The organism is Mycobacterium sp. NTMscope_Eco_3, from assembly GCF_976985685.1.
On sequence record NZ_CDRJYZ010000001.1, the window covers coordinates 5,128,783 to 5,155,205 of the forward strand.

28 protein-coding genes and 1 pseudogene are annotated in these 26,423 nt (G+C 68.6%); 11 read left to right on the forward strand and 18 right to left on the reverse strand.

Annotated elements, in window-relative coordinates; translation table 11 throughout:
* Positions 1 to 16 precede the first annotated feature (16 nt).
* The 3 genes from AC0KTM_RS23805 to AC0KTM_RS23815 form a co-directional block, all read right to left on the reverse strand.
* Complete coding sequence (locus AC0KTM_RS23805) at positions 17 to 721, reverse strand: NIPSNAP family protein (RefSeq protein ID WP_225327212.1); 705 nt, start codon at positions 719 to 721, stop codon at positions 17 to 19.
* 4 nt (positions 722 to 725) lie between these two features.
* Positions 726 to 1,289 carry a hypothetical protein gene (locus AC0KTM_RS23810; protein WP_225327213.1) on the reverse strand — a complete coding sequence of 188 codons (564 nt, stop codon included), beginning with the start codon at positions 1,287 to 1,289 and terminating at the stop codon, positions 726 to 728.
* Between the two features lie 158 nt (positions 1,290 to 1,447).
* Positions 1,448 to 2,617 carry a CaiB/BaiF CoA transferase family protein gene (locus AC0KTM_RS23815; RefSeq protein WP_225327214.1) on the reverse strand — a complete coding sequence of 390 codons (1,170 nt, stop codon included), beginning with the start codon at positions 2,615 to 2,617 and terminating at the stop codon, positions 1,448 to 1,450.
* A 76-nt stretch (positions 2,618 to 2,693) separates the two neighbouring features.
* Between AC0KTM_RS23815 and AC0KTM_RS23820 the strand changes: the two are divergent.
* The 3 genes and pseudogenes from AC0KTM_RS23820 to AC0KTM_RS23830 form a co-directional block, all read left to right on the forward strand.
* A pseudogene (locus tag AC0KTM_RS23820) lies at positions 2,694 to 3,008 on the forward strand (SDR family NAD(P)-dependent oxidoreductase); the annotation flags it as partial.
* 88 nt (positions 3,009 to 3,096) lie between these two features.
* Complete coding sequence (locus AC0KTM_RS23825; protein WP_472416861.1) at positions 3,097 to 3,534, forward strand: SDR family NAD(P)-dependent oxidoreductase; 438 nt, start codon at positions 3,097 to 3,099, stop codon at positions 3,532 to 3,534.
* A 119-nt stretch (positions 3,535 to 3,653) separates the two neighbouring features.
* Positions 3,654 to 4,337, forward strand: coding sequence for a DUF427 domain-containing protein (locus AC0KTM_RS23830; protein WP_225327216.1), 684 nt, complete (start codon positions 3,654 to 3,656; stop codon positions 4,335 to 4,337).
* 79 nt (positions 4,338 to 4,416) lie between these two features.
* Here AC0KTM_RS23830 and AC0KTM_RS23835 read toward each other — a convergent pair whose 3' ends face one another.
* From AC0KTM_RS23835 to AC0KTM_RS23845, 3 genes are read right to left on the reverse strand one after another with little or no spacing between them, the layout of a single operon-like run.
* Positions 4,417 to 5,592 carry an acyl-CoA dehydrogenase family protein gene (locus AC0KTM_RS23835; RefSeq protein ID WP_225327217.1) on the reverse strand — a complete coding sequence of 392 codons (1,176 nt, stop codon included), beginning with the start codon at positions 5,590 to 5,592 and terminating at the stop codon, positions 4,417 to 4,419.
* The gene (locus AC0KTM_RS23840; protein ID WP_225327218.1) at positions 5,593 to 6,513 is read right to left on the reverse strand and encodes an LLM class F420-dependent oxidoreductase; all 921 of its coding nucleotides are present in this window, start codon (positions 6,511 to 6,513) and stop codon (positions 5,593 to 5,595) included.
* Positions 6,514 to 6,528: 15 nt separating this feature from the next.
* Positions 6,529 to 7,419, reverse strand: a complete 891-nt coding sequence (locus tag AC0KTM_RS23845) for an acyl-CoA thioesterase (protein ID WP_225327219.1) — start codon at positions 7,417 to 7,419, stop codon at positions 6,529 to 6,531.
* 132 nt (positions 7,420 to 7,551) lie between these two features.
* On the opposite strand from AC0KTM_RS23845, the gene AC0KTM_RS23850 reads away from it, so the two are divergent.
* From AC0KTM_RS23850 to AC0KTM_RS23865, 4 genes are all read left to right on the forward strand, one after another.
* Positions 7,552 to 8,028, forward strand: coding sequence for an SRPBCC family protein (locus AC0KTM_RS23850; RefSeq protein ID WP_225327220.1), 477 nt, complete (start codon positions 7,552 to 7,554; stop codon positions 8,026 to 8,028).
* Positions 8,029 to 8,100: 72 nt separating this feature from the next.
* Positions 8,101 to 8,928 carry an SMP-30/gluconolactonase/LRE family protein gene (locus AC0KTM_RS23855; RefSeq protein WP_225327221.1) on the forward strand — a complete coding sequence of 276 codons (828 nt, stop codon included), beginning with the start codon at positions 8,101 to 8,103 and terminating at the stop codon, positions 8,926 to 8,928.
* Positions 8,929 to 8,947: 19 nt separating this feature from the next.
* Entirely contained in the window at positions 8,948 to 9,769 is an 822-nt protein-coding gene (locus tag AC0KTM_RS23860) for a thioesterase family protein (protein WP_225327222.1), read from the forward strand.
* A gap of 15 nt (positions 9,770 to 9,784) precedes the next feature.
* Complete coding sequence (locus AC0KTM_RS23865; protein ID WP_225327223.1) at positions 9,785 to 10,333, forward strand: TetR/AcrR family transcriptional regulator; 549 nt, start codon at positions 9,785 to 9,787, stop codon at positions 10,331 to 10,333.
* Between the two features lie 74 nt (positions 10,334 to 10,407).
* Here the strand turns inward: AC0KTM_RS23865 and AC0KTM_RS23870 are convergent, their stop codons facing one another.
* From AC0KTM_RS23870 to AC0KTM_RS23880, 3 genes are read right to left on the reverse strand one after another with little or no spacing between them, the layout of a single operon-like run.
* Positions 10,408 to 11,748: an FAD-binding oxidoreductase gene (locus AC0KTM_RS23870; RefSeq protein WP_472416863.1), complete on the reverse strand. Its 1,341-nt coding sequence runs from the start codon at positions 11,746 to 11,748 to the stop codon at positions 10,408 to 10,410.
* 22 nt (positions 11,749 to 11,770) lie between these two features.
* Positions 11,771 to 12,511 (reverse strand): glucose 1-dehydrogenase, encoded by a 741-nt coding sequence (locus AC0KTM_RS23875; RefSeq protein ID WP_238957137.1) that lies wholly within the window; start codon positions 12,509 to 12,511, stop codon positions 11,771 to 11,773.
* A gap of 16 nt (positions 12,512 to 12,527) precedes the next feature.
* Positions 12,528 to 13,628, reverse strand: coding sequence for an NAD(P)H-dependent amine dehydrogenase family protein (locus tag AC0KTM_RS23880; RefSeq protein ID WP_225327226.1), 1,101 nt, complete (start codon positions 13,626 to 13,628; stop codon positions 12,528 to 12,530).
* 110 nt (positions 13,629 to 13,738) lie between these two features.
* Here AC0KTM_RS23880 and AC0KTM_RS23885 point away from each other — a divergent pair, with 110 nt between their 5' ends.
* The gene (locus AC0KTM_RS23885; protein ID WP_225327227.1) at positions 13,739 to 14,638 is read left to right on the forward strand and encodes an alpha/beta hydrolase; all 900 of its coding nucleotides are present in this window, start codon (positions 13,739 to 13,741) and stop codon (positions 14,636 to 14,638) included.
* Here AC0KTM_RS23885 and AC0KTM_RS23890 read toward each other — a convergent pair.
* Positions 14,635 to 15,270, reverse strand: coding sequence for a TetR/AcrR family transcriptional regulator (locus AC0KTM_RS23890; protein WP_008262031.1), 636 nt, complete (start codon positions 15,268 to 15,270; stop codon positions 14,635 to 14,637). The genes AC0KTM_RS23885 and AC0KTM_RS23890 overlap by 4 nt on opposite strands.
* Before the next feature lie 156 nt (positions 15,271 to 15,426).
* On the opposite strand from AC0KTM_RS23890, the gene AC0KTM_RS23895 reads away from it, so the two are divergent.
* Entirely contained in the window at positions 15,427 to 15,552 is a 126-nt protein-coding gene (locus AC0KTM_RS23895; protein ID WP_003874194.1) for a hypothetical protein, read from the forward strand.
* 27 nt (positions 15,553 to 15,579) lie between these two features.
* Here the strand turns inward: AC0KTM_RS23895 and AC0KTM_RS23900 are convergent, their stop codons facing one another.
* The 4 genes from AC0KTM_RS23900 to AC0KTM_RS23915 form a co-directional block, all read right to left on the reverse strand.
* Complete coding sequence (locus AC0KTM_RS23900) at positions 15,580 to 17,004, reverse strand: NAD(P)(+) transhydrogenase (Re/Si-specific) subunit beta (RefSeq protein ID WP_238957140.1); 1,425 nt, start codon at positions 17,002 to 17,004, stop codon at positions 15,580 to 15,582.
* On the reverse strand, positions 17,001 to 17,330 hold the full coding sequence (locus AC0KTM_RS23905; RefSeq protein ID WP_225327229.1) for an NAD(P) transhydrogenase subunit alpha part 2: 330 nt from the start codon (positions 17,328 to 17,330) through the stop codon (positions 17,001 to 17,003). The genes AC0KTM_RS23900 and AC0KTM_RS23905 overlap by 4 nt, the downstream gene beginning before the upstream one ends.
* 9 nt (positions 17,331 to 17,339) lie before the next feature.
* A complete protein-coding gene (locus AC0KTM_RS23910; protein ID WP_238957141.1) occupies positions 17,340 to 18,422 on the reverse strand; it encodes a Re/Si-specific NAD(P)(+) transhydrogenase subunit alpha in 1,083 nt (360 codons plus the stop codon).
* Positions 18,423 to 18,686: 264 nt separating this feature from the next.
* The gene (locus AC0KTM_RS23915) at positions 18,687 to 19,148 is read right to left on the reverse strand and encodes a nuclear transport factor 2 family protein (RefSeq protein ID WP_225327231.1); all 462 of its coding nucleotides are present in this window, start codon (positions 19,146 to 19,148) and stop codon (positions 18,687 to 18,689) included.
* Positions 19,149 to 19,282: 134 nt separating this feature from the next.
* Here AC0KTM_RS23915 and AC0KTM_RS23920 point away from each other — a divergent pair, with 134 nt between their 5' ends.
* Together AC0KTM_RS23920 and AC0KTM_RS23925 are read left to right on the forward strand one after the other, a co-directional pair.
* Positions 19,283 to 20,503 (forward strand): acyl-CoA dehydrogenase family protein, encoded by a 1,221-nt coding sequence (locus tag AC0KTM_RS23920; protein WP_472417547.1) that lies wholly within the window; start codon positions 19,283 to 19,285, stop codon positions 20,501 to 20,503.
* Positions 20,496 to 21,326 (forward strand): tyrosine-protein phosphatase, encoded by an 831-nt coding sequence (locus AC0KTM_RS23925; RefSeq protein WP_238957142.1) that lies wholly within the window; start codon positions 20,496 to 20,498, stop codon positions 21,324 to 21,326. Before AC0KTM_RS23920 ends, AC0KTM_RS23925 begins: the two co-directional genes overlap by 8 nt.
* A 27-nt stretch (positions 21,327 to 21,353) precedes the next feature.
* Here the strand turns inward: AC0KTM_RS23925 and AC0KTM_RS23930 are convergent, their stop codons facing one another.
* The 4 genes from AC0KTM_RS23930 to AC0KTM_RS23945 all read right to left on the reverse strand — a co-directional run bounded on the left by AC0KTM_RS23930 (position 21,354) and on the right by AC0KTM_RS23945 (position 26,420).
* Positions 21,354 to 22,217: an SDR family oxidoreductase gene (locus AC0KTM_RS23930; RefSeq protein ID WP_225327233.1), complete on the reverse strand. Its 864-nt coding sequence runs from the start codon at positions 22,215 to 22,217 to the stop codon at positions 21,354 to 21,356.
* 57 nt (positions 22,218 to 22,274) lie between these two features.
* Positions 22,275 to 23,717, reverse strand: a complete 1,443-nt coding sequence (locus AC0KTM_RS23935; protein WP_472416865.1) for an aldehyde dehydrogenase family protein — start codon at positions 23,715 to 23,717, stop codon at positions 22,275 to 22,277.
* 108 nt (positions 23,718 to 23,825) lie between these two features.
* Positions 23,826 to 25,400 carry an LCP family protein gene (locus AC0KTM_RS23940; RefSeq protein WP_472416867.1) on the reverse strand — a complete coding sequence of 525 codons (1,575 nt, stop codon included), beginning with the start codon at positions 25,398 to 25,400 and terminating at the stop codon, positions 23,826 to 23,828.
* A gap of 69 nt (positions 25,401 to 25,469) precedes the next feature.
* A complete protein-coding gene (locus tag AC0KTM_RS23945) occupies positions 25,470 to 26,420 on the reverse strand; it encodes a class I SAM-dependent methyltransferase (protein WP_225327236.1) in 951 nt (316 codons plus the stop codon).
* Positions 26,421 to 26,423 lie beyond the last annotated feature (3 nt).

The window sequence follows — 26,423 nt, forward strand, 5'->3', positions numbered from 1 at the left end:
GGTCCTTGGCGCTCGGTCACTGCAGCGGCGAGGGCGGTAGGGCCTGCAGGATGGAATCTTCCCAGCCGTCCCGCAACGCCGGGGCCACGCTCATCCAGGTGACGATCTCGGCGGGTGGGCTCTCCTTCCACGAGGGGTAGTGCTCGGCGAAGCAGTCCCATCCCCCGTCCAGCGCCCAGTAGTGGATGACCTCGTTGAAGCGGAAGGTCGTGGTGAACGAGCCGAGCCAGCGTTTTCCGGTGCGTTCCGACCACGGCACGTAGAGCCGCTCCAGCTCCCGGATGTAGTCGTCCTGGCGGCCCGGCTTGGTCTGCATGATCTCCTGAATCACCAGCGGCGCAGTGAAATTGGCCTCACGCAGCTGGGCGAGCGTCCGGTTGCTGGGTCCGGCGTACATGATGCGGCCCTCGCCCGAGGCGCCGAGGTCGGCCAGGAACGCCGACCATTTGCCGGCGGCCGCCTCGTGACTGCCGCCGCGGGCCTGCGCGGCGCCGATCCTGGCGTAGTCGGCGAACCCGTCGATCTCCCAGATGACCGTCACCTGCGGCCAGTGGCCGTTGTACGGGGTGGATTCCCAGATCGCGAACAGCCGGGCGCCGAGTTGTTCCATCATCGGCTGGTAAGTGTCGGCGAAGATGTCGGTGAACCGGTCGCTTCGCCCGGATCCCAGCGAGATCGTCTCGTGCAGGTAGAGCAACGCGTGTTTGTAGTACTTCTTCATGGGCCTAGTCGAGCCGGATCAGGTCGGAGTCGGCCCCCGAACCCACGTCGCACAGCAGCGTCTCGGTGGGCGCGACCGTGGCGTCCGAAATGCCCGCCGCCGCAAGCGCATAGCCTTTGAACGTGCGCGCCGCCCCGCTGAGCAGGTGCTGGGCGCGGGTCGTCGCACGATGCACTCCCAGCGGCCACCCGTCGCCCCACAGGGCGACCTCCGTCAGCCGGTTGTCCAGCGATTCGAGGACCGCGTCGCGCACCCGCGCGTCGGCGGTGAACGCGTCGGCGCTGACGGCGAGGCTGGTCGAGCCCGACCCCAGGGCGGCCAGGGATGACTCGAGGTCCGATACCCGCACCCCCAGGATCCGCAGCGCTCGGGTGTCGCGGCCCTGCGGGAGGAGCACGGTCACCTCCCAGCCGGCCATCGCCCGGTCGTAGAGCCAACCCCCGGCCGATTGCACGACGTCGACGGCGCTGGCGGCGACCACGTCCAGTCGATAGCGCAGGCCCTCACCGTTGGGGTGGGGTGCTTCCCCGGCGCTGCTCTTGCTGATCTCGAACGTTGGAGCGACCATCGATCCATTCCTCACACGGCCCCAACGACTCCGTTGGCGGGCCTCACGCGCTTGTCATGGGCTTTCTCAAGGGCTGGAGCCGCTTCACGCGTCGGGTGAAGCGACTCACCGCACAGCGTGACACTTCTGGCGAAATTTGTAAAGGTCCCGGCGGGCCGTCACGAACCGCGGCGCGCCTCGAGGTCGGCCAGGACTTCCTCGGTGTGCTGCCCGAGTTCTGGTGCCGCAGAACGCGGCGCCCAGGGGGTGCCGTGAAAATCCGCCGGCGTGGCCACCATCGGCACGGCCGCGTCCCCGTCGGGCACGTCGACGATGCCGCCCGCGGCGTGGAACTGCTCGTCGGCCACGACGTCCTCGAGCGTGTTGACCGGTGACCAGAAGAAATCCGGTTCGCCGGCGAAGACCTGCGCCCATTCGTCGAGGGGGCGCGTCGCAAAAATCTCGTCCAGCGCGACGATCAGCGCCGCCGAGTTGACCGCGCGGGAGCGGGCATCGGCGAACCGCGGGTCGTCGCGCCATTCGGGCCGACCCACGGCACGGCACAGCGCCGGCCAGTGCCGCTCGGCCTCCAGGCCGACGATCCAAAACCGCCGCCCGTCTTGGGCGGCGTAGTTGTTCATGCACGGGTTGCCCATCGATTCGCGTTGCCCGATCGCGATCGGCTGGCCGCTCATCAGATAGGTGTTCAGGTCGAAGCTCACGGTGTAGGCGCCCTGCCGGTACAGCGAGGTGGTCACCAATTGGCCCGCCCCGGTGCGTTCGCGCGCCAGCAGTGCCGCGCACACGGCCGCGGCCATCGTCATCCCGGCGGAGTGGTCCCCCATCCCGCCGCGCTGAAACGGGGGCGTCTCGCCGGGCCGGGTGAGCAGGTGGGCGACCCCGGCCCGGGCCCAGAACGCGGCCACGTCGAAGGCGGCGCGATCGGCGTCCGGCCCGTTGTCGCCGTATCCGGTGATGAGCCCGTAGACCAGGCGGGGATTGGCCGCCGACACCGGCTCGAAGTCCAGCCCCAGGCGTTGCAGCGCGCCGGGTCGCACGTTGGTCAGGAAAACGTCTGCGCCGGCGAGCAATTCGAACGCGGTGGCGCGGCCCGCGTCGGTGCCGAGATCGAGGACCACGCTGCGCTTGGAGCGGTTGTCCATTTCGAACGGCGGGTTGAGGCCTATGTCGCAGCCGAGCATGCGGCCGAACGTGCGCGCCGGATCACCCGTCGGCGGTTCGATCTTGATCACGTCGGCGCCCCAGTCCGCCAGGATGCCGCCGGCGGCCGGTCCGGCCACCCACACCCCGAGCTCGACGACCTTGACGCCTTCCACCGGTCCCGCCATGGCTACGTTCCTACTCCCTGCTCCCGCCGCCCGTTGCCACCGGGTCAGCCGGTTCGCCGTCGTGATCTGCCCATCGATGATTCTGGGCCGGCCCTCGTATCGGAATACCTGCGGGCATCGCGCAACGACGGGCCGCGGCAAGCCCGCCCAATACGACACCGTTCAACGAAAGGAGAGCATCGTGGTCACAATCTCAGGCAGGGCGGTGCTGATCACCGGGGGCAATCGAGGCATCGGCAGCGCGCTCGTCACCGAGGCCTTGCACCGTGGGGCGCGACGGGTGTATGTCGGCACCCGGAAGGCGTTGGCCGACAACGACGATTCCCGCGTGACACCGCTGGCCCTGGACATCACCGACCCCGCGCAGATTCGACGCGCCGTGGAAGGGGTCGACTCCCTCGATGTCCTGATCAACAATGCCGGCCTGGCGGTTTACGACGACCTCAGCGCCGCCTCCGCACTCCGAACGCATTCTCGCGGTGAATCTGCTCGGAACGTACGACGTGATTCAGGCTTTCCTGCCGATGTTGACCCGATCCGCGGGATCGATCGTCAACAATCTGTCGGTGAACGCCCTGGCGCCGCTGCCGCTGATCCCGGCCTACTCGATCTCCAAGGCTGCCGCGTTCTCCCTCACGCAATCGCTGCGTGTCATCTTGGCCGGGCGGGGCGTGCGGGTTCATGCGGTGCTGACCGGACCCGTCGACACCGACATGACCCGAGGCCTCGACATCCCCAAGGCCTCAACGCAATCCGTGGCGCAAGGCATCTTCGACGGGCTGGAGAACGGCGACGACGAGATCTTTCCCGACCCGATGTCACGTTCGTTGGCACAAAGCTGGCAGGGGGGCGTCGCCAAGCAGCTCGAGCAGCAGTACGCGGCGCTGCTCGCACACGAAGATCCGGTCAGATCCTGACTCTCACCCGGTCGACTCCCATCGGGCGCATACGCTAACCGGGGCTGTCGCAGCGAAGCCGGTGTGCACCACAATGGCCTACGCGGGAGTACACGATTCGTTGCAACCGGGAGGAACAGATGACTCTGGTGGCCGGGCGCGGTCCGCTCAGCAGCGATCCGGCGGGGCGCTTCTCGCCGGCGATACCGGACGGGCCTGAAGGGATCGTGTACGTCGAGCCGCATCCGCGGCGCGTCCAGGCGGTCAAGGACGGGCGGCTGGTGATCGACACCGAGCGGGCGCTGCTGGTGCACCGGCGGGGGCGCCCACTGGGCTACGTCTTCGCGGCCGACGAGGTCGGTGACCTGCCGAGTGAGCCGGAGCCGGAGGCACCGGGCTTCGTTCAGGTTCCCTGGGACGCGGTCGACGCGTGGTTCGAGGAGGGGCGCAAACTCGTCCACTACCCGCCCAATCCCTATCACCGCGTGGACTGCCGTGCGACGCAACGACGCCTGCGCGTCCGCGTCGGCGCGACCACGCTGGTCGACACGGACGACACGATGATCCTCTTCGAGACCGCGCTCGAGCCGAGGTTGTATGTCGACCCCGCACACGTGCGGACGGATCTGCTGCGGCAATCCGAGACGTCGAGTTACTGCAACTACAAAGGCTTTGCGACGTATTGGTCGTTCGTCTCGGGCGAGAATGTCGTCGAGGACGTCGCCTGGTGTTATCCGGACCCGCCGCCGGAAAGCCTGCCGATCAAGGGATTTCTCAGCTTCGACCACGCCCGCGCCGACGTGCTGGCCGAGCTCCCGCGGTAGCCCGCTGGGTCTCGCGAGACTGTAACTGGCAACGCGTTCCCCGGGTGCCACCGTCGGTGGTTGCAGTCTCGCGGCACGATCAGCGGCCGTAACTGGGACGCCCGAGCCCCAGCTCGTGCTGGGCGATCATGTTGCGGAACACCTCCATGGTGCCGCCGTAGATCCCGGCCGGCACGCCGTGCCGGAAGATGAACTCGATGGCACCATTATCGGCGGAACCCGTTGTGTCGGTGGGCAATGCCGATGCGGTCCCGAGCAAGTCCATCAATTCCTGGGAGACCTCGCGCATGGTCTGGATGAGCCCGACCCGCCCGTACATTCCGGGAGTCGACATGGCCGCCTCGATGCGGGCCATGGCGCGCCCGAGCCGGTATTTCGTCGCCTCGTCGTCGATCGGGCGCCGTCCGCTCGCGTCGGGTGTGGCCAGGATGGCGGCGACCCCGTCGGCCGCCTCGGCCATCAGGTGGCCGTGCTCGGAGAGCATCGAAATGTTCTGCAGGCCATGGTCTTCGATATCGGTGATGCCATGCTCGGCGTCGAGGGCGAAGCGCATCACCGTCCAGCCGGCGTTGACCTCGCCGATCCGGTAGAGGTCGTCGACCCGCACGTCGCTGTAGTACACGATGTTGGTGCGGTCGCCGTCGATGGTGCGGATGCCCTGGATTTCGATGCCCTGCGAATCCAGCGGCACCAGAAACATGGTCAGGTTCTTGTGTTTCGGGCCCTGCGGGTCGGTGTTGGTGAGCAGGAAGACGTACTTGGCGTTCTGCGCGTTCGAGGTGAACATCTTGGAGCCGTTGATGATCCACGCGTCACCGTCGCGCACCGCGCGGGTCTTGCAGGTGGCGACGTCGGAGCCGCCCTCGGGCTCGGTGTAGCCCAGGCACAGCCGGATCTCACCGGACAGCACGCCCGGCAGCACCGCATCAACGAGTTCGGGTGCGCCGAACCGCTGCACCAACCGCGCGACGACCGCCGTGGTGCCCCAGTGGAACCACGGGGCGTGGGCGCGACCGATCTCGAGGTGGAAGATCCGGCGGCGCACCGGATTGAAGCCGCCTTCGGACTCCAGCTTCCAGTCGGATGCGAGATAACCCGCTTCGCTCAGCGCCAAATGGACCGGCTCACTGAAGTTCTCACCGGTCTCACGATCGCGCCGCCGTACCTCGTCGGTGACGTGTTCGGCGATGAACCCCCGGAACCGATCGTAGAAATCCTGGTCCTCGGGCGAGAGCGCTACGCGGGAGAAGTCCATTCAGGCCGCGTCGATCACGAGGGTGCGGAAACGGTCCAGGGTCTCGAGCGCGTGCGTCATGCTGTCGCCGGGCAGGTGCACGCTGACCCAGGTCACCCCCAGCTTCGCCAGCTCGTCCAGGCCGTCCAGGTACGCGTCGGCGTTGAACGCGTCGTCGGCGGGACTGCCACCCTCGAAGTTGGTGAACGTGATGTCGATCGCCGACCAATCCCGGCCCGCCGCATCGCATCTACGCCGCAGGTCCTCGATACCCTCGGTGAGTTTCTGCACCGAGTCGATGGTGGCCGTGCCCGCGGTCTGCGCCAACTGGGGCGGGGCGGGAAACGGGCACCAGCCGTCGCCGTACTGCGCCACCCGCTGGCGCGATGCGGTGGTGTTGCCGCCGATCCAGATCGGCGGGTGGGGGCTGCTGACGGGCCGGGGATGCGCGGTGATGCCGCGGGCGCTGAAATGCTTTCCCTCGAAGGAGATGTCGTCTCCGGTCCAGACGGCCCGGATCACCTGCAGCGCCTCCTCGAACAGCTCGGCGCGCTCGTCGTAGCTGACGCCCAGCGCCGCGAACTCACGCTTGAGGTAGCCCACGCCCACCGCGAGCGTGAAGCGACCGCCGGACAGCAGGTCGAGGGTGGCGCCGGACTTGGCCACCACGAACGGGTTTCGGTAGGGCAGCACCACGATGTTGGGGATCAGCCGCAGGGTCGACGTGGTGGCGGCGGCGAAACCCAGTGCGACGAAAGGGTCTAGCGCGTCATGCCCGCCCGCGTCGAGCCACCGCTGTGACGGCGCGGGGTGGTCGGTGAAGCCGAATCCGTGGATGCCGGCCGCCTCGGTGGCCGCGGCCACCTTGCCGATGCCGTCCCCACTCACCAATTCCGGGTTGTAGGGATGGCTGTGCATCGGGTGGGTGATGGTGAAGCGCATCTGACTTTCCAGCCGTCAGAAGCGGGCGCGGGAATCGATCGCGGTGTCGCTGGTCCGCAGCGGGCGGATCAGCGCCTCCTGGGAAAACGACGCCAGCAGCTCCCCCTCCTCGGCGTGCACGGCGCCGCGCACGTAGGACATGCCCGCGCCGACCTGGGTGCTCTCGTGGGTGTAGAGCAGCCACCCGCTCCAGCGCACCGGCTCGTGGAAGGCGACCGAGATGCTCATCGGCGCGGTCGACACGGTCAGGTGCGCCTGCGCGGTGCCGATGCCTTCGTGCGCGCGCATGGTGGTGGAGATCCCCAGGTGGCCGGTGAAGTACGCCAGCAGCGCCTTGGCCAGGTCGTCGCGCTGCGGGATGGGGTCGTAGTGCAGCCACGCGTAGAGCTCCGGCGGGCCGACCTCGTCGGGGCTGTTGACGTCGACGACGTCAACCAGGCGCAGCTCGCGGCCGACCATCGGCATCGGGGAGGGGTTGGCGTCGGCCGGCGCGGCCACGTCGGGGCGCGGCAGGTGGTGACGGATGACATCGGCGGTCGGGACGTCGGCCAGCACCGTGATGCTCAGGCAGCGCCGGCCGTTCTGGTGCACGGCGACGACGGCGGTGGCGGTGGACCGGCCCTCGGCGACGACGTCGAGGATCAGCTCGATCGGCGGGCCGACGGTCACGGCGCGGGAGAACACCGCGTGCGCCGAGCGCACCGACTTGTCCGGGAATCGTTTGGCCGCGGCGACAATCGCCTGGGCGAGCACCTGGGTGCCCTCCACCACTTGGCGTTCGTCGCCGACGGCGATGCCGGTCTCGCCGGTGAACCGATCCTGCCCGTCGGCCTGCACGTCAAACAGATCCAGCAGGCCTTGCACCGTCCACTCGGTCTGCTGAGATTCCTCGGAAGCTTTCGTCAAATCCGCTCCACCTCTCGCGCTTGCAGCTCAGGGCTCAGCGTGACACTTTGAGTAGGATTTGTAAAGCTTGGCTAACAAGACCGCGGCCCGGCGGATTGGCCCGCCAACGGAAAGCACAGGGAGGCAACGCCATTGGGCATCGTGACCACCACGTCGGAGACCGCGTTCACGCAGTCCGCCGAGACCGTGTACGACTTCGTCACCGACCCGCGGAACTGGACGAGGACCTACCCCGGCAGCGCGCACATCGGGAAATTGCCGGAGCTTCCGCTGAAGGTGGGTGACACCTGGGAGGAAGCGGGACCCGACGGCGACCGGATCTTCACCTGGCAGCTGGCCGCCGCCGTGCGGCCGAGCCTGTTCGTGTTCACCTCGATCGGCCGCCTGGGCCACGACCGCGACGGGAACGGCGGGATGGAGGGCCGGATCACCGTGTCGTACCACTTCACCCGGCCCGGCCAGGACGTCACGCTGTTCTCCCGGACCATGACGATCGAGGCGTACAAGCATGCGCCCCTGCCCGATCAGCTCTTCCTCCAGGCCAACCCGGCGAAGATCGACGCCTACCACGAGGCCGTCGCAACCGAACTCGCCCGATCGGCAGATTGACACCGGCACCCGCGGTGCGTGACACTTTTTCGGTGTTTTGTAAAGCGGAAGGTCGGCCAAAGGCATGAGCGGATGATCCCCGAGCCGCTGGCCAACGGGTTCTGCTTCGGCGAGGGGCCGCGCTGGTTCGAGGGCCTGCTGTGGTTCTCCGACATGCTAGGCGAAGCGGTCCACACCTCGACCATGGGGGGCTCGCTGACCACGCTGCCCCTGCCCGGGCACTCGCCGTCGGGCCTGGGTTTCCGTCCCGACGGCTCGCTGCTGATCGCCTCGACCGAGGACCGGCGGGTGCTGCGCTATGACGGCGAAACCGTCGTCACCATCGCCGATCTCTCCGATGTGGCGCCGGCCAGCCTCGGCGACATGGTCATCGACGACGTGGGCCGCGCCTACATCGGATGCCAGGCGCGCCACGAAGGCGTCATCATCCGCCTCGACCCCGACGACAGCGCCACCGTCGTCGCCTCGGACCTCGACTTCCCCAACGGAATGGCGATCACCCCGGACCGCAAGACGCTGATCGTCGCCGAATCGACGGGCCGGCGGCTGAGCGCGTTTTCCCTCGGTGGCCCCGACGACCCAGGAGGGCTGACCGACCGGCGGATCTTCGCCGACGGCCTGGACGGGCCACCCGACGGCATCGCGCTGGACGCCGAGGGCGGCGTGTGGGCGTCGATGACGCTGGCCCATCAGTTCGAACGCATCGTGGCCGGCGGCGACGTGACCGACCGCATCGACATGGGGGATCGCGTCGCCATCGCCTGCGCGCTCGGCGGCCCGCAGCGCCGCACCCTGTTCCTGCTGTCGAGCACCGACGCCTATCCCCAGCGCCTGGTCGGCACCCGGCTTTCGCGGCTGGACGCCGTCACGGTGCCCACTCCCGGCGCCGGCCTGCCCTGACACCCCGAAGAGGTTGACGATGACCGACGCCTACTACGAGCTGATCGACCCGGCCGACGCGCCGGGCGAGAAGTTCCGGGCGACCGACCTGGCGCGCGGCACCTGGTCGGCGGCGATCCAGCACGGCGGTCCAGTGTCGGGGCTGCTGGTGCGGGCGCTGGAACGCTGCGAGCAGCGCGACGACACCCGCCTGTCCCGGGTCGTCATCGACCTGCTGGGCGGGGTGCCGGCCGAGGGCGACCTGTGGGTCCGCTCGCAGGTGCAGCGTCCCGGCAAGCAGATCGAACTCGTCAGCGCCGAGATGCTGGCCCCGGGCCCCGACGGCGCCCCGCGGCCGGTGGCGCGCGCCAGCGGCTGGCGGTTGCAGCACCAGGACACCCAAGAACTGACGCACGCGGCGGCTCCCCCACCCCGACCGAGAGCCGAGGCCCACGACCGCAACCTCAAGGCCAAGGACTGGGACCGCAACTACGTGCACAGCCTGCAGTGGCTGTGGCTGACCGAGCCGCTGAGCGAAGGCCCCGGCGAATCGTGGATCAACCCGACCGTCGACCTGGTCAACGGCGAGTCCATGACCCAGCTGGAACGGCTGTTCGCGGTCGCCGACTGCGCCAACGGCATCGGCAGCAAGCTGGACATCACCAAGTGGACATTCCTCAACACCGATCTGGCCGTCCACGTGTTTCGTGTCCCCGACGGTGATTGGATCGGGATCAGGGCGGAAACCAGTTACGGGCCGGACGGGATCGGAACGACGATCGGCACATTGTTCGACGAACAGGGCGCGGTCGGCGCCATCCAGCAGTCGGTGCTGGTGCGCCGGCGCCCGCCTCGGGCCTAACGTGGAGGCGAAATCATGAGCCAGCCGGTCCGGACGACGACGATCGCCGACACTGACACCTCGACCCGCCAGCGCATCCTGGCGGCCACCGCCGAGGTGCTCGGCCGCAACGGCAAAACCAAGCTCAGCCTGTCCGACGTGGCCACCCAGGCGGGCGTCTCCCGCCCGACGCTGTACCGCTGGTTCGCGTCCAAAGAAGAGTTGCTGTCGGCGTTTTCGGCCTACGAGCGACAGATCTTCGAAAGCGGCCTGGTCAAGGCCACCGCGGGCCTGAAGGGCGTGGACAAGCTCGACGCCGTGCTGCGATTCATCGTCGAATACCAGCATTCGTACTCCGGTGTGCGCATGGTCGACGTCGAGCCCGAGCACACCATCGCCCAGTTCTCCTGGGTCATCCCGCAGATGCGCGAGGGCCTGCAACGGCACCTCCCCGGACCCAACTCCGCGGTGAAGGCGGCGACGGTGATCCGGATTGCGATCTCGCACTACATCGTGCGCAGCGACGACGCCGACCAGTTCCTGGCGCAGCTGCGCCACGCGGTGGGCATCAAGGGTTCGTCCTAGCCCCGCGAAACTGTAACTGGCAACGCGTTTCCCGAGTGACGGCGTCGGTAACGACAGTCTCGCGAAGGCGGTGATCAGTCGAACAGCACCGCGGCGTTCAGATAACCGGTCGGGTCGAGCGCGGCCTTGAGGGTGCGCATCGCGGCGATGTCGGCGGGCTCGCGTGACATGGCGAGGTAGGGCCGCTTGCGGGTGCCGACGCCGTGCTCGGAGCTGACGTTGCCGCCGGACCGCGCGATGAGGTCCATCATCGGCTCGTAGAGGTGCTGCTCTTGCTCGCCCGGGCAACGCAACACGTTGAGGTGCAGGTTGCCCTCGCCGATGTGACCGAACAGCACCGGTAGCGCCTCGGGGGCGTGGGTATTCACCAAATCGACTGCGTGTCTTTCGAATTCGCCGATCGCCGACAGCGGCAGCGACACGTCGAACTTCAGCGGCGGCCCGTACACGCCGAGCACCTCGGCGAGTGATTCGCGCACCTGCCACAACCGTTGCTGCGCAGCAGGATCCACGCCCACCGCCGGTTCGCCGCACATGGGCACGTTCTCGAGCAGGCCGGCGAGGCGCTCGGTCTGGTCATGGTCTGCGGCCAACTCGACCAGCAGCAGCCAGTCCCCGGTGACCGGCGAACCCACGCCGCGATGCTCGCGGGTCAGCGCGGCGGCCCGGCCGTCGATCAACTCGAGGGCCGCGATGCCGTCCACGTCGCGGAAGACGCGGCCGGCGGCCACCAGCGCGTCGAGGTCGGCGAACCCGCAGATGGCCGTCACCCGGTGCGGGGGGATGGCGTGCAGCCGCAGGTCCAGCGAGGTGATGACGCCGAGCGTGCCCTCGGCGCCCACGAACAGCGCCGGAAGGTCGTAGCCGGTGTTGTCGCGGCGCACCCGGCTATGCCGGCGCAGCAGTGAGCCGTCGGGCAGCGCGACCTGCACGCCGATGACCTGCTCGCCCATGTTGCCGTACCGGACGGTGCGCAGGCCGCCGGCGTTGGTCGACGCCATGCCGCCGACGGTCGCGGTGTCGCGGGCGGACAGGTCCACGCCGAACACCAGACGGGCTCCGGCCGCGGCCTGCTGCACGGCGGCCAGGGTGGCCCCGGCGCCGACCTCGATGCGGCTCTCGACGGTGTCGACGTCCCCGATGGCGTGCAGCCGTTCGGTGGACAACAACACGTCGTCGTGCTCGGGGACGGTGCCGGCCACCAGCGAGGTCCGGCCCCCCTGCACCGTCACATGCGCGCCGGCGTCGCGGCACACCCGCAGCACCTCGGCGACCTGCTCCGCCGAGCCCGGCCGCACCAGGGCGCTCGCCCGCCCGCGGTAACGGCCGGTGTGGTCGACGCTGCGCGCGGCCAGCACGTCGGGGTCGGTGACGACGTGGCTCGGCCCGACCAGGCTCGCCAGACTGCGCAGCATGCTCGCGGTTATAGCACCCGCTCTAGAAGTCCTTGTGGTTGACGTCGGTGACCAGGCCGCCGTCCATCACGTACTCGCTGCCGGTGGAGTAGGACGACTCGTCGCTGGCCAGGAACAGCACGAACGTCGCGACTTCCCGGACCTCCCCCGGGCGCCCGAGCGGAATGGTTACCATGTCGTCGGGCAGGTGCTTCGTCATCGGGGTGCGGATGAACCCCGGGTGCACGGAGTTGACCCGGATGTTGTGCGGCGCCAGCTCCAGGGCCGCCGACTTGGCCAAGCCGCGCACGCCCCACTTCGACGCGACATAGGGGTGCACCATGGGTGCCCCGCGCAGGCCCTCGATGGACGACACGTTGATGATCGAGCCGCCCCCGGCCGCGATCATCGGCTCGACGGCCACCCGCATGCCCAGGAACGTCCCGGTCAGGTTGACGTCAATCACCTTCTGCCACTTGGCAAGATCGAAGCTCTTCAGTGGGCCGAGCGCGACGGTCCCGGCGTTGTTGACCAACACGTTGAGCTTGCCGAACTCGCCGACCGCGGTGGCGACGGCGGCGTCCCACTGGTCGGGCTGGGTGACGTCGAGGTGCACGTAGCGCGCGGATTCTCCGATCTCGTCGGCCAAGGCCTTGCCCTGGTCGTCGAGGATGTCGCCGATGACAACCTTGGCGCCCTCCTCGACGAGCAGGCGCGCGTCCTCGGCGCCCATCCCACCGGCGGCGCCACTGATCAGTGCAACTTTTCCGTCAACGCGACCCACCTGGGTCTCCTTTCGATTAAGTGGTCACCAAAGTGCTTGGTGCGTAAAGGCCTTTTCCGGTGACCAGCGGTAGATCGAGCGTGGTCCGGATGCCGGGCGGCGCCGCGATCACCGCCGGGATGGCGTTGACGACGCGACCCGCCGCGCCGGCGATCGCGGCGTGGTTGTGGTCGCCCTTGCGGCTGCTCGGAATGATGTCGACCGCATACGAGGGCTCGCCGGTGATCTCGACGCGGTACGAGCCGTCGCCCGCGGCGGGCTGGGGCAGGTCGGGGCGCAGGTCCGGCCGCAGCCGGGTGACGTGCTCGATGACGACGGCGGGGTGGCCCTTGACCATGCCGCGAATCTCGAACTGCAGCACGGCCACGGTCCCCTTCGCGACGTGGCCGACCGCGATGTCGAAGTCCTCCGGCGCCGGCTCGCGCTGGTAGGACTCGGTGATCTCGTCGACCTCGATGCCCAACCCGGCCGCCAGCTGACGGATGGCGGTACCCCAGGCGATGCTGAGGATGCCCGGCTGCAGCAGCATCGGGATCTCGTCCATGGGTTTGGCGAAGCCCATGTAGTCCATGACCTCGGTCCCGTTGTACGAGGCGTAGTCGTGAATCTCCATGCAACGCACCTGCTCGATGCGCTGACAGGTGCCCGCGAGCGCGAACGGTATCAGGTCGTTGGCGAATCCCGGGTCGACGCCGCTGATGAAGATGCTCGAATTGCCTTGTTTGGCAGCGTCTTCCACGCGGGCGATGTACTTGTCGGGCATCACGCCCCACGGGTACTGCAGCAGGCCCGGCGAGGACCCGACGACGTTGATGCCGGCGGCCAGGATGCGCATGACGTCGGCCATCGCCTCGGGCAGCCGGGTGTCGCCCATCGCGCAGTAGACGACGCACTCGGGCTTGGCGGCGATGATGGCGTCCAGGTCATCCACGGCGGCGACGCCGGTGACCACCCCTGTGTCCAGGCCGACGCCGCACAGCTCCCCGGCGTCCTTGCCCACCTTTTCCGGGGTGGAGACGCAGACCCCGGTCAGTTCGAACTGCGGGTTGGTGATCAGTTCGGCGAGGGCCAGCCCACCGACATTGCCGGTGCCGACGTGCGCGACGCGGATCGCCATGACAGTCTCCGTCCGTTGAGCGCCCAAAACGTTTCTAGACACTAGTCCATTAAATTGGGCGCGCATACCTGCGGACCGCTCCTGGACCGCGGGGGCAGAATCAATCCCTGATGACACAGCGCGAAGACATTCGGTTCCCGTCCGGCGACGACCTGATCAGCGCCTGGCTCTACCGGCCGCCGGGCGACGGGCCGGCGCCGCTGCTGGTGATGGCGCACGGCCTGGGCGGCGTGCGGAGCATGCGCCTGGACGCCTACGCCGAACGCTTCAGCGCGGCCGGCTACGCCTGCCTGGTGTTCGACTACCGCAACTTCGGCGACAGCGGGGGCCGGCCGCGTCAGGTCCTCGACGTCGGCATGCAGCTCGCCGACTGGGCCGCGGCCGTCGACTACGCCCGCACCGTCCCGGGAGTCGACCCCGACCGAATCGCATTGTGGGGCACCTCTTTCGGCGGCGGTCACGTGATCGCCACGGCGGCGCGGCTGCCGGGCATCGCCGCGGCCGTCGCGCAGTGTCCCTTCACCGACGGCCTCGCGTCGGCGCGCACGATCTCCAACCCGTTGATCACCGCGCGCATCACCGCGCGGGCGGCGCGCGACGTGCTCGCGAGCAAACGGGGCAGGCCACCGGTGATGGTCGCAACGGCGGGCCCGCCCGGCGAGGTCGCGTTGATGAACACGCCCGACGCGTACGCGGGCTACCTGCGGCTGGTGCCCGACGGCGTCGACTTACCCAATGAGGTCGCCGCCCGAATCGCGTTGCAGGTCTTCACCTATCGCCCGGGACGCCTGACGCCGAAGATCACCTGCCCGATCCTGTTCTGCGTCTGCGAGGCCGACTCGGTAGCTCCCGCGGCGGCAACACTGCGCCACGCGGCGAAAGCGCCCCGCGGCGAGGTCAAGCTGTATCCCGAGGGCCATTTCGCGATCTACGTCGACGACGCGTTCGAGCGTGTGGTCGCCGACCAGCTCGCGTTCCTCGACAAGCACCTGAAAGGCGCGCGGCCCTAAGGGCCCAGGGGCGACGTCGTGCGGATCGCCTCGTCGCGGATCAGTCCGCGCAGCAGCGCCGTGCTGAACTCCGCCGCGATCTCCTTGGCGGAGCGCCGCCCGCTGGGCCGCAGCCAGCGATAACTGCCCAGCGTCATGCCGATGTAGCCGAGCGCCAGCACGTGCGAGTCGCACTGGTAGAACTCGCCGCTGGCGATCCCGCGGTCGATCAGGCCGTGCACGTGGTGGTAGACCTGCGCTTCCTTCTCGCGCACCTCGGCGACCTGCTCGCTGGTGAACCACTCGGTGATGTAGGGCTGCTCCTGGAAGTACACGGCGGCGCGCTCGGGATCGCTGGCGATGCCGGTGAGCAACCGGACGGTGTACTGGTAGAGCGCCTCGCGCGCCGTCCAGGACGGGTCGTCGTGCACGGCGGCCAGCGTGCCCTCGGCGGCCTGGCGGTAGATGTCGAACAGGATCAGCGACTTGCTGGCGTAATAGTGATAGACGGTCGCCTTGTTCAGGCCGATCACGTCGGCCACATCGTCCATCCGGGTGCCGTGATAGCCGCGCGCCGCGAACAGCTTGGTGGCGACGGCCAGCAGCTCCTCGCGCCGCGTTTGCCCATTGGGTGTGACGCTGTCGGTGGGCATCTGTTCTCACTATCGTCGGTACGGGCAGGCCAGACCCGGTTCGGCCAAGAATAACTATCAATCAACTGGTTGGACAGTTTAAGCAAAAACGCCGGTGTCACGTCGACGGGCATGCGACTAGACTCCTCATCGAACGAGATTCGAGAGGTGGGACCGATGGATCCGAGCCCGGATTACGACGGAAGCGACGAGATCGAGTTCTTCATGCGGTACCTCACCTGGGGTTTGCGCGGCGTCACCGACGGCAACGGATACCCGCCGCCGGCCTACCCGCCCGTCTAGAGCACCCAGGCCGCAGGCGTCGCCGAGCTACAGCGCCTTGAGTTCCTCGGCGACCTCGGTCACCGATTTCTTCGCGTCGCCGAACAGCATGCTGGTGCCCTCGCCGTAGAACAGCGGGTTGTCGATGCCCGCGAACCCGGAGTTCATCGACCGCTTCAGCACGATCACCGACTTGGCCTTGTCGACGTTGAGGATCGGCATGCCATAGATCGGGCTGGACGCGTCGTTGCGGGCCGCCGGGTTGGTGACGTCGTTGGCGCCGATGACGATCGCGACGTCGGTGCGCGCGAACTCGTCGTTGATGTCGTCCATGTCCTTCATGGCGTCGTAGTCGACCTCGGCCTCGGCCAGCAACACGTTCATGTGCCCGGGCATCCGGCCGGCGACCGGGTGGATGGCGTACTTGACCTCCACGCCCTTGTCTTCCAGCAGGGCCGCCATGTCCTTCACCGCGTGCTGCGCCTGCGCGACGGCCAGGCCGTAGCCGGGCACCACGATCACCTGGTTGGCGTAGGCCATCTGGATCGCGGCGTCCGCGGCCGAGGTGGCCTTGACGGTCTTGTCTCCCCCACCGTCGCCGCTGGGAGCCACCCCGCCGCCGCCGAAGCCGCCGGCGACGATCGCGGGGATCGAGCGGTTCATGGCCTTGGCCATCAAGTTGGTCAGGATCGAGCCGGAGGCGCCGACGATCATGCCCGCGACGATCATCGCGGTGTTGTTCAGCGCCAAACCGGCGGCCGCGGCCGACAGCCCCGTCATCGCGTTGAGCAGCGAGATGACCACCGGCATGTCGGCACCGCCGATGGGCAGCACCACCATCAGGCCGAGCACGCCCGCCGCGGCGAGCAGCCCGATCATCCACCACAGCGATGCTCCGCCGGTGCCGGGATGGGCGTGCACGCCGATCACGACCGCGGCGACGACCGCGGCGACCAGCAGCAGCAGGTTGACGGGCTGCTGCGCGCGGCCGAAACCGATCGGTGAGCCCGAGATGATCTCCTGCAGCTTGCCGAACGCGATGATCGATCCCCAGAACGAGATCGAGCCGATGATCGCGGCGAACAACGACGCCACCACGATGTGCACGGTCGGCGACTCACCGTGCTGGAAAGCCGAAAACCCGGTCGTCTCAATGAATTCCGAGAGCGCGATCAGCGCGACGGTGCCACCGCCGACGCCGTTGAAGAACGCCACCAGCTGCGGCATCGCCGTCATCTTGGTGTAGCGCGCCGGCGGAACACCGAGCACCACGCCCACCACCAGACCGGCGATGATCAGCACCCATTGGTCGGTGTGACGGATCTTGACCAGGGTCGCCGCCACCGCGATCGCCATACCCACCGCGGCGATCAGGTTGCCCCGCACCGCCGTCTTGGGCCCGGTCAGGCCCATCAGGCCGTAGATGAAGAGGGCGAAAGAAATGATGTACAGGCCGATTACCACGTAGTTCATTTGGCGGCCGGCTCCTCAGTCGCGGCGGGTACCGGTTTCTTCTTGCCCTTGAACATGCCCAGCATCCGGTCGGTGACGATGAACCCGCCGATGACGTTCAGGGTGCCGAACACGACGGCGACGAACAGGATGATCTGCACCGCCAGCGACGGGTGCTCGACCGAACCGAACACCACCAGCGCGCCCAGCACCACGATGCCGTGAATGGCGTTGGTGCCCGACATCAGCGGCGTGTGCAGCGTGTTGGGCACCTTGGAGATGACCGCGAACCCGACGAACCCGGACAGCACCAGGATCGCCACGTTGGCCAACAGTTCGTCGTACATGTAGTCCTCTCAGTCCCGCGTCACACAGGAGTCCGCGATGACCTCGTCGTCGAAGTCCGGCGCCAGCTTTCCGTCGGTGAGCAGCAAGTCCAGCAGCGCGGTGATGTTCTTGCTGTAGAGCTCGGAGGCGTGCTCGGGCATCGTCGCCGGCAGGTTCAGCGGCGAGGCGATCGTGACGTCGTGCTTGACGACCGTCTTGCCGGGTTCGGTGAGCTCGCAGTTGCCGCCGGTCTCGCCGGCCAGGTCCACCACGACGCTGCCGGGCTTCATCGCCTCCACGGCCGCGGCGGTCACCAGGCGCGGCGCCGGCCGGCCCGGGACCAGCGCCGTGGTGATCACGACGTCGAAACCGCTGATGGCCTTCTCCAAGGCCTGCTGCTGTTGCGCGCGCTCGTCGTCGGTGAGCTCGCGGGCGTATCCGCCCTCGCCGGCCGCGTCGATCCCGATGTCGAGCCATTGCGCGCCCACCGAGCGCACCTGGTCGGCCACCTCGGGCCGCACGTCGTAGCCGGTGGTGCGCGCGCCGAGCCGCTTGGCCGTCGCCAGTGCCTGCAGCCCGGCCACGCCGACGCCGAGCACCAGCACGGTGGCAGGCTTCACCGTCCCGGCCGCCGTCGTCAGCATCGGGAAGAACCGGGTCGACTCCGAGGCCGCCAGCAGCACGGCCTTGTAGCCGGCCACGTTGCCCTGCGACGACAGCGCGTCCATCGCCTGCGCCCGCGAGATCCGCGGGATGGCCTCCAGCGCGAACGCCTGCACACCGGCCGCCTTCAGCGCCCCGATCGAGTTCTCGGCGTTGCGCGGCGCGAGGAAGCCGATCAGCGTTTGCCCGCTGCGCAGCTTGCCGACCTCGTCCGCGGTCGGCGGCGCGACCTTGACCACGACATCGGCGGCCCACGCGTCCCCGATGGTGGCGCCGGCCTCGGTGTAGAGCGCGTCGGGAAGTAGCGCGCGTTCGCCCGCGCCGGACTCGACGACGACCGCGACGCCGCTGCCCACCAGCGACGCCACCGCCTTGGGCACCAGCGCGACCCGCCGCTCGTCGGCCCCGGACTCGGAGACCACTCCTACCGTCGTCTGCGCATTTGTCATGGCGCGTACATCTACTTCCCGTACTTTTCTGTACTGTCCGTACTGTTCCTGCCGATGGGCGTGGCGCTGGCTCGGCCGCGCGCTTCGCTACCTTAACCAGGTTTCACCGTGGATGGGTGATCGGCTCTGGGCCACCCGACGCGGGATACCCCGCCCGCGGGCGATCGACTCCCGGTCGATGGTTCGCCGTCCCACCGCGATGCAGTAGCGGTCACACCGTTGTGACGCCACAAGGGGTCGTTGTTGCCCCGCCCGTCGCAACGGCTACCAGAGCGGGATGTCGTGGCCGCGTTCGGAGGACGGGCGGGGCCCGAAGTAGCGCCGCTGCGACTCGTCGATCGCCACGTCGTTGATGCTGGCTTCGCGGCGGGCCATCAGTCCCGTCTCGGTGAACTCCCACAGCTCGTTGCCGTAGCTGCGATACCACTGGCCGGCGTCGTCGTGGCATTCGTATTGGAAGCGCACCGCGATGCGGTTGCCGTGGAAGTCCCAAAGGACCTTGCGCAGCGCGTAATCGAGTTCGCGCTGCCACTTGCGGGTCAAGAACGCGACGATCTCGTCGCGACCCACGATGTGTTCGCCGCGGTTTCGCCACCGCGAATCGACCGTGTAGGCCAGGCTGACGCCCTGCGGGTCGCGGGTGTTCCAGGCATCCTCGGCCGCCTGCACCTTCGCGATCGCGGTCTCCCGCGTGAACGGCGGGAACGGGGGACGGGATTCGGTCACGGCCCTATCCTGCACGACCCTATCCTGCGCGAGCAGCCACAGAATCGCACTAATCCGCACTGCAGCATGCGATTTTGCGTCTGCTCGCGCTGTCCAATAGCACGTGACCTATCGTGACGGGCATGGACTTCGCGATGTCGGCCAAGGCCAGCGACTACCACAAGCGGCTGACCGATTTCATGACCGAGTATGTGTTCCCGGCCGAGGCCGACTACGACAAGTACCGTCACGAAGCCGGCCCGGGCGACCACACCGTTCCGCCCGTCGTCGAGGAACTCAAGATCAAGGCCAAGCAACAGGGCCTGTGGAACCTGTTCCTGCCGGCCGAGTCGGGCCTGACCAACCTCGAATACGCGCCGCTGGCCGAGATCACCGGCTGGAGCCTGGAGATCGCCCCCGAGGCGCTCAACTGCGCAGCGCCCGACACCGGCAACATGGAGACGCTGCACCTGTTCGCCACCGAGGAACAGCGCAAGCGGTGGCTCGAGCCGTTGCTGGCCGGCGAGATCCGCAGCGCCTTTTCCATGACCGAGCCAGCGGTCGCCAGCAGCGACGCCCGCAACATCGAGACCTCGATCGTGCGCGACGGCGGCGACTACGTGATCAACGGCCGCAAGTGGTGGACGTCGGGCGCGGCCGACCCGCGCTGCAAGATCCTGATCGTCATGGGCCGCACCAACCCCGAAGCGGCCAGCCACCAGCAGCAGTCGATGGTGCTGGTGCCGATGGACACGCCGGGCGTGACGGTGGTGCGCTCCACCCCGGTCTTCGGCTGGCAGGACCAGCACGGCCACTGCGAGATCACTTACGACAACGTGCGTGTGCCCGTCACCAATCTGCTCGGCGAAGAGGGCGGCGGCTTCGCGATCGCCCAGGCCCGGCTGGGACCGGGCCGCATCCACCACTGCATGCGTGCGCTCGGCGGCGCCGAGCGCGCCCTGGCCCTGATGTCCGATCGGGCCCAAAAGCGTGTGGCGTTCGGCCGCCCGCTCGCCGAGCAGGGCGTGGTTCGGGAGTCAATTGCGAAGTCCCGCAACGAAATCGATCAGGCACGGCTGCTGTGCGAGAAGGCGGCGTGGACCATCGACCAGCACGGCAACAAGGCCGCGCATCTGCTGGTCTCGCAGATCAAGGCGGTGGCGCCGCAGGTGGCCTGCGATGTCATCGACCGCGCCATCCAGGTGCACGGGGCGGCCGGTGTCAGCGACGACACCGTGCTGGCCCGCCTGTACGGCTGGCACCGCGCCATGCGGATCTTCGACGGCCCGGACGAGGTGCACATGCGGACCATCGCGCGCGCCGAGCTCGGCCGGGAGAAGTCGGCGCTCGCCGCGGCGGTCACCGCGCATGACTGAGGCGCTGCGAGAACTGTCGGGCGCGTGGAACTTTCGTGACGTCGCCGACGGGGCGTCCGCGCTGCGCCCCGGGCGGCTGTTCCGCTCCGGCGAACTGAGCGGGCTCGACGACGACGGCCGCGCGACGCTGAGCCGGCTGGGCATCACCGACGTCGCCGACCTGCGGGCGGCCCGCGAGGTCGCCCGGCGCGGGCCGGGGCTGGTTCCCGACGGCGTCGAGGTGCACCTGTTGCCCTTCCCCGATCTCGGCGAGCAGGACGCCGGGACCGACGATGCGGCGCCGCACGAACACGCCTTCCAGCGGCTGCTCACCGGCGAGGGCGCCGAGGAATCGGAGCAGTCGATCAACGACGCCGCCACCCGCTACATGATTGACGAATACCGGCAATTCCCCACGCGCAACGGCGCGCAGCGGGCGCTGCACCGCGTCATCACGCTGCTGGCCGCCGGGCATTCGGTGCTGACGCACTGCTTCGCCGGCAAGGACCGCACCGGCTTCGTGGTGGCGACGGTGCTCGAGGCGATCGGCATCGACCGCGACACCATCCTGGCCGACTTCCTGCGGAGCAACGACGCGGCGCCCGCGCTGCGGGCGCAGATCTCGGCGATGATCGCGCAGCGCCAGGACACCGAGCTGACCCCGGAGGTGGTGACCTGGACCGAAGCCCGGCTGTCCGACGGCGTGCTCGGGGTCCGGGAGGTCTACCTGGCCGCCGCGCGCCAAACCATCGACGAGGAATTCGGGTCGCTGGACGCCTATTTGCGCGCCGCGAGCGTCAGCGAGTCAGACGTGGAGCGCCTGCGCGAAGCGCTGCTCGCCTGACCCGCCGACCACTCGGGGACGCCGGACTCAGCCCAGCTTGAAGCTGGCCTGCTGGGCGGCGGACAGGTCGGTGATCTGGCCCCACTTGGCGGCGATGTCCTCGACCGACGGCACGCTGTCGAAGGTGATGCCGTCGTTCTGGAACAGCGCGGTGCGCTGGACCTTGCCGCCGCCAACGATGAACACCGAGTCGGTGTCAGTCAGCTCCTCGGTCATCAGGTAGGCCACCACCGGGGCGACGTACTCCGGGGTGAGCTTCTCGAAGACCTCCGGCGGCAGGATGTCCTGCGTCATCCGGGTGGCGGCGATCGGCGCGACCGCGTTGGTCTTGATGTTGTACTTGGCGCCCTCCTGGGCCAGCGTGTTGATCAGGCCGACCAGCCCGAGCTTCGCCGCGCCGTAGTTGGCCTGGCCGAAGTTTCCGAACAGCCCGCTGGTGGAGGTGGCGACGACGACCCGGCCGAAGCTCTGCTCGCGGAAGTGCGGCCACGCGGCGCGGATGATGTTGTACCCGCCGTAGAGGTGCACCTTGAGCACGGCGTCCCAGTTTTCGAAGGACATCTTGTGGAACGTGCCGTCGCGCAGAATGCCCGCGTTGCTGACCACGCCGTCGACCTTGCCGAATTCGTCGAGCGCGGTCTTGACCATGTTCTCGGCGCCCTCGGATTCGGCGACGCTGTCGTAGTTGGCGACCGCCCGGCCGCCGGCGTCCTTGATCTCCTTGACCACCTCGTCGGCCATGTTGTGGCCGGCGCCGGTGCCGTCGCGGGCGCCGCCGAGATCGTTGACCACGACGCTGGCGCCCTCCTTGGCGAGGGTCAGGGCGTACTCACGGCCCAGTCCCCCACCGGCTCCGGTGACGATGACGACGCGATCCTGCACTCCGGGCATAAGGTTCCTCTCTGCTGTGAAAAACTCTGTCTGGCAACTGGTTCGGCGAACGCCGGGTCAGAACATCCGGCGGGCCATCTTGAAGGCCCGCTCGGTGTATGGAGGGTAGATGAAGCTCGACAGGTCGGGGCGGGTGGGCTTGGTCAACACCGCCTTGCGGTGGCTGAACTCGTCGAAGCCCCACTTGCCGTGGTAGGCGCCCATGCCCGATGCGCCGACCCCACCGAAGGGCAGCTTGGCCGTCGACACCTGGAAGGCGACGTGGTTGACCAGCATGCCGCCGGCCGGCACCTCCTTGATCACCCGCTCGCGGGTCTCGCGCCGTTTGGTGAACAGGTACGCCGACAGCGGCTTGGGTCGTGAGTTCACGAAACGTATTGCCTCGTCCAGGTTTTGGACGGTGATCACGGGTAGCACCGGGCCGAAGATCTCGTTCTGCATCAGCGGACCGTCCGGGTCGGGGTCGACCACCACGGCGGGCTGGATGCGCAACTTCGACGCGTCGCAGGCCCCGCCGACGGTGACCGTGCCGTCGGATCCGGAAAGGTAGCCGCTGATCCGGTCGAACTGCCGCTGGTTGATCACCCGCATGCCGTCCGGCTTGTCGGCGGTGAACTTCGTGATGGCGGCGCCGATCTTGTTCACCAGTTCGTCGCGAATCGTGGCGTCGGCCAACACGTAATCCGGTGCGACGCAGGTCTGTCCGGCGTTGAGCAGCTTCATCCAGGCGATCCGCTTGGCCGCCACGTCCACGTCGGCGTCGGCCGCGACGATCACCGGGCTCTTGCCACCGAGTTCGAGGGTGCAGGGGGTCAGGTGCGGCGCCGCGCCCTCGTAGACCTTGCGGCCGATCTCGGTGCCGCCGGTGAACATCACCCGGTCCAGGCCCTGGGCGATGAGCTCCTGGCTCGTGGCGCCGTCACCCTCGATCACGGCGATGGCGTCGTTGTCGAGGTACTTGGGCACCAGCTCGGCCATCACGCGCGAGGACGCGGCCGCGATCTCGGACGGCTTGAGGATCACGGTGTTCCCGGCGGCGATCGCTCCGACGGCGGGACCCAGCGTGAGGTAGAAGGGGTAGTTCCAGGCGCCGATGATCAGCACGGTGCCGTAGGGCTCGTATTCCACCCAGCCGCGGCCGGGCAGCTGCGGCAGTTCCAGCAGTTGATACTTGCGCCGCGTCCACTTGCGCACCCGCTTGGCCGCGTACTTGGCCTCGCCGGCGGTGGTGGCGATGTCGGCGATGTAGGCCTCAAAGGGGCTGCGATCCAGGTCTTCGGCGAGCGCGTCGGCCAGCGCCGCCTCGTTCTCCTCCATCAGCTTCACCAATTGCAGCAACTGCGTCTTGCGCCAGTCGATGTCGCGGGTGCGTCCGGTGGCGAAGGTCTGGCGGAGCCGGGCGACCGTGGCGGGGATGTCGGCCGTGGCGGTCCCGTTCGTGGAGTCCTTGGAGAGCGTCTTGGATGGTGATGTCTGCGATGCAACCGATTCGGTGGTCATCGTTGTCCTTCCCGAGCAGAGTCCCGCCGCGTGGCGGCCGCTCATCGGTGATAACCGCGATACTAACCATCCGGTTGGGAGAGCAGTAGAATGGATCGGGCGCGCGGGTTACTTGACGCAGGGCACGCTCGAGGCCGTCATCTGGCTGAGGTCGGTCGGCGCCGGGGCGCGGTCGCCGCTGCCGGTGGCGGCGACGGCACTCACCTGCCCGGACGCCGGCGCGTCGCCGGCCGCGCCGGGATGCGCCCCGGAATGGGAGAGGTAGTCCGCCGCGGGAAACCGCGTTCCCACGGTCAGCCGGACGGTGCCTGCGGCCACGGAGCTTTCCGCGGCCGCGGGCACGTGCAGTTCCTCGGCGAGCACCCGCGCGCCCGCGTCGGCCCCGGGGCCGTATTCGATCGTGCTGTCGTCGGCCGGGGCGGCGGCGGTCGTGGCGCTGCCCCGGGTGAAGCCGCGGCCGGCGAAGGCCTCCTCGAGGGCGGCGGCGAGTCCGTCGCGTGAGGCGGCGTTGACGACGTCGAGGATGACGGGTTCGGCCAGCGCGGCCGGCGGCTGGCCGGTCGGCGACGCGGCGTCGAGCGCGGCGGGCGCGTCCGACATGAAGCGCTCGTTGAGGATGCGCCGGATGGCCGCAAGGTCGACGAGGTTGATGTCGGAGCCGTTCGCGTCCGTGCCGAAGCCGGAGATCGGCAGGGTGTACAGGGACAGCGGCCGCCCGCTCAGCCGCGAGGCCCGCGAGGCGAACTGCACGAGGTCGAGCCCGGCGTCGACGGCGACGTTGTCCCGGGCGACCTCGAGCATTTTGCGCAGCCCGCTCACGCTGGACAACGCGCCCCCGCTGCGGGCCGCCTCGACCAACGACACCAGGAAGGCCTGCTGGCGCCGCGTCCGGTCGAAATCGGTGAACGAGCCGTCGTTTTCGTCGCGCCGCTGCCGCACGAAGGCCATGGCCTCCGCCGCATCGATGCGCTGCACGCCCTGGTGGAAGTCCGCACCCGAATAGCTGTCACGCGTATCGCCGTTGAGGCACACCGTGATTGGCTCCACGGCCTTGGCGATCTGGTAGAAGGCGCCCAGCGTGACCTCGACGAAGTGGTCGACCGAGATGCCCAGGAAGTCGCTGACGGCGCCGATTTCGGCCTTGCGGCCGGCCTCGCGGGCGGTCTGCTCGCGGGCGGCCAGATCGGTCGACCCCGCGCCCGTGTTCCCGGCGGCCTGCGCGTTCAACGACTGCTGATAGGCCAGCCCGTAGGCCTGCTTGATCTTGCCCGTGCAGACCGAGCCCGGGCAGCCCGGCAGCTCGGCGTAGTCGTCGCGGGGAATCGACACCGCGGTCACCGGCCCGTCACGGTCCGAAATGTGCACCACGATAAGGACATTGGCGTTGTAACCGCCCGAGGTTTCGTCGCCGGCGTGCAGCGCGTCGTAGATCTCCTGCGGCAGCGGCCGGCCGTTCTGGTCGAGCCGGCTGTCCAGGCCCATCAGCAGGATGTTCTGGTTGTCGCCGAGCGAGGCCGCCCCATTCGGCAGCGCATGGGAGATGATGATCCTGCCCAGGGCGGTGTGGTAGCCCGTCCAGCCGATGCCGGTGATGGCCATGACGAACGCCGAAGCGATGCCGGCGACGAGCCGGCCCTTCAACACCACCCAGCGGGGTGATCGCTGCGCTGCGCCGCCGCCCATAATGAGTCATCATTGTCCCCGATGACCTGGCGAAATCCGGGTAACCACGGCCGCGAACGGCGCGGGTCGTTACAGGCGCTCGGCGATCACGAAGTCGGAGAAGGCGTCCTTGTCGTCGTCGAGCTCGGGGCTTTGCACCCCGCGGTTCAGGCGGTGCATCTCGTCGATCGAGTTCTGCGCCGTCGCGCGCCAGCCGTGGGCGTTGAGCCAGTCGGCGAGGTTCGCGCGGTGCTCGTCGCGGTACATCAGCTCGCCGACGTCGACGGTCTCCTCCAGGCCGAGCTCGTCGGCCACCTTCTTGAACCGTTCCCGCATCTGCTGGCGCCGCTCCTCGGCGTGCATCGGTGCGGTTTCGGCGGAGACCCGGCTGCCCGCCGGACTGAGCTCGCCGATCTGCGTGAACAACTTGTCCTGCGCCTCGGCGGGCAGGTACATCAGCAATCCCTCGGCCAGCCAGGCGGTCGGCCGCGACGGGTCGAAACCCGCGGCGCGCAGCGCGGCCGGCCAGTCCTCCCGCAGGTCGATCGCCACCTCGCGGCGATCGGCGGACGGCGTAGCGCCGCTTTCGGCCAGCGTGGTGGTTTTGTAGTCCAGCACCTGGGGCTGGTCGATCTCGTAGACCGTGGTGCCGGCCGGCCAGTCGAGGCGGTACGCCCGCGAGTCCAGCCCGGACGCGAGGATCACCACCTGCCGGATCCCGGTGCCAGAGGCTTTAGTGGCGTCGGCGAAGTACTCGTCGAAGAAGTGGGTCCGCACGGCCTGGTAGCCGCGCATGTGCTGGATCCGGGCGGCGGATTCTTCATCGATGGCTTCGATCTTGGCCACGACTTCCGGGTCGAGCATGGCTTCCCACAGGACCTCGGCACCGGCGTTGTTGACGAGCAGCCGGGCGTAGGGGTCGCGGATCAGCGCGTCGGGCTGCTCGGTCTCGATGGCCCGGGCGGCGGCCACCATGACCGCGGTGGTGCCGACGCTGCTCTTGATGTCCCAGGTGTCGTCGTGGGTGCGCAGTGAGCTCATGCA

What these genes read in the sequence shown, in the direction of transcription:
- AC0KTM_RS23805 (WP_225327212.1), bottom strand. Translation starts at nt 721, where the DNA reads ATGAAGAAGTACTACAAACACGCGTTGCTCTACCTGCACGAGACGATC.
- AC0KTM_RS23810 (WP_225327213.1), bottom strand. Translation starts at nt 1,289, where the DNA reads ATGGTCGCTCCAACGTTCGAGATCAGCAAGAGCAGCGCCGGGGAAGCA.
- AC0KTM_RS23815 (WP_225327214.1), bottom strand. Translation starts at nt 2,617, where the DNA reads ATGGCGGGACCGGTGGAAGGCGTCAAGGTCGTCGAGCTCGGGGTGTGG.
- AC0KTM_RS23830 (WP_225327216.1), top strand. Translation starts at nt 3,654, where the DNA reads ATGACTCTGGTGGCCGGGCGCGGTCCGCTCAGCAGCGATCCGGCGGGG.
- AC0KTM_RS23835 (WP_225327217.1), bottom strand. Translation starts at nt 5,592, where the DNA reads ATGGACTTCTCCCGCGTAGCGCTCTCGCCCGAGGACCAGGATTTCTAC.
- AC0KTM_RS23840 (WP_225327218.1), bottom strand. Translation starts at nt 6,513, where the DNA reads ATGCGCTTCACCATCACCCACCCGATGCACAGCCATCCCTACAACCCG.
- AC0KTM_RS23855 (WP_225327221.1), top strand. Translation starts at nt 8,101, where the DNA reads ATGATCCCCGAGCCGCTGGCCAACGGGTTCTGCTTCGGCGAGGGGCCG.
- AC0KTM_RS23860 (WP_225327222.1), top strand. Translation starts at nt 8,948, where the DNA reads ATGACCGACGCCTACTACGAGCTGATCGACCCGGCCGACGCGCCGGGC.
- AC0KTM_RS23865 (WP_225327223.1), top strand. Translation starts at nt 9,785, where the DNA reads ATGAGCCAGCCGGTCCGGACGACGACGATCGCCGACACTGACACCTCG.
- AC0KTM_RS23870 (WP_472416863.1), bottom strand. Translation starts at nt 11,748, where the DNA reads ATGCTGCGCAGTCTGGCGAGCCTGGTCGGGCCGAGCCACGTCGTCACC.
- AC0KTM_RS23880 (WP_225327226.1), bottom strand. Translation starts at nt 13,628, where the DNA reads ATGGCGATCCGCGTCGCGCACGTCGGCACCGGCAATGTCGGTGGGCTG.
- AC0KTM_RS23885 (WP_225327227.1), top strand. Translation starts at nt 13,739, where the DNA reads ATGACACAGCGCGAAGACATTCGGTTCCCGTCCGGCGACGACCTGATC.
- AC0KTM_RS23890 (WP_008262031.1), bottom strand. Translation starts at nt 15,270, where the DNA reads ATGCCCACCGACAGCGTCACACCCAATGGGCAAACGCGGCGCGAGGAG.
- AC0KTM_RS23895 (WP_003874194.1), top strand. Translation starts at nt 15,427, where the DNA reads ATGGATCCGAGCCCGGATTACGACGGAAGCGACGAGATCGAGTTCTTC.
- AC0KTM_RS23900 (WP_238957140.1), bottom strand. Translation starts at nt 17,004, where the DNA reads ATGAACTACGTGGTAATCGGCCTGTACATCATTTCTTTCGCCCTCTTC.
- AC0KTM_RS23905 (WP_225327229.1), bottom strand. Translation starts at nt 17,330, where the DNA reads ATGTACGACGAACTGTTGGCCAACGTGGCGATCCTGGTGCTGTCCGGG.
- AC0KTM_RS23910 (WP_238957141.1), bottom strand. Translation starts at nt 18,422, where the DNA reads ATGACAAATGCGCAGACGACGGTAGGAGTGGTCTCCGAGTCCGGGGCC.
- AC0KTM_RS23920 (WP_472417547.1), top strand. Translation starts at nt 19,283, where the DNA reads ATGTCGGCCAAGGCCAGCGACTACCACAAGCGGCTGACCGATTTCATG.
- AC0KTM_RS23925 (WP_238957142.1), top strand. Translation starts at nt 20,496, where the DNA reads ATGACTGAGGCGCTGCGAGAACTGTCGGGCGCGTGGAACTTTCGTGAC.
- AC0KTM_RS23930 (WP_225327233.1), bottom strand. Translation starts at nt 22,217, where the DNA reads ATGCCCGGAGTGCAGGATCGCGTCGTCATCGTCACCGGAGCCGGTGGG.
- AC0KTM_RS23935 (WP_472416865.1), bottom strand. Translation starts at nt 23,717, where the DNA reads ATGACCACCGAATCGGTTGCATCGCAGACATCACCATCCAAGACGCTC.
- AC0KTM_RS23940 (WP_472416867.1), bottom strand. Translation starts at nt 25,400, where the DNA reads ATGGGCGGCGGCGCAGCGCAGCGATCACCCCGCTGGGTGGTGTTGAAG.
- AC0KTM_RS23945 (WP_225327236.1), bottom strand. Translation starts at nt 26,420, where the DNA reads ATGAGCTCACTGCGCACCCACGACGACACCTGGGACATCAAGAGCAGC.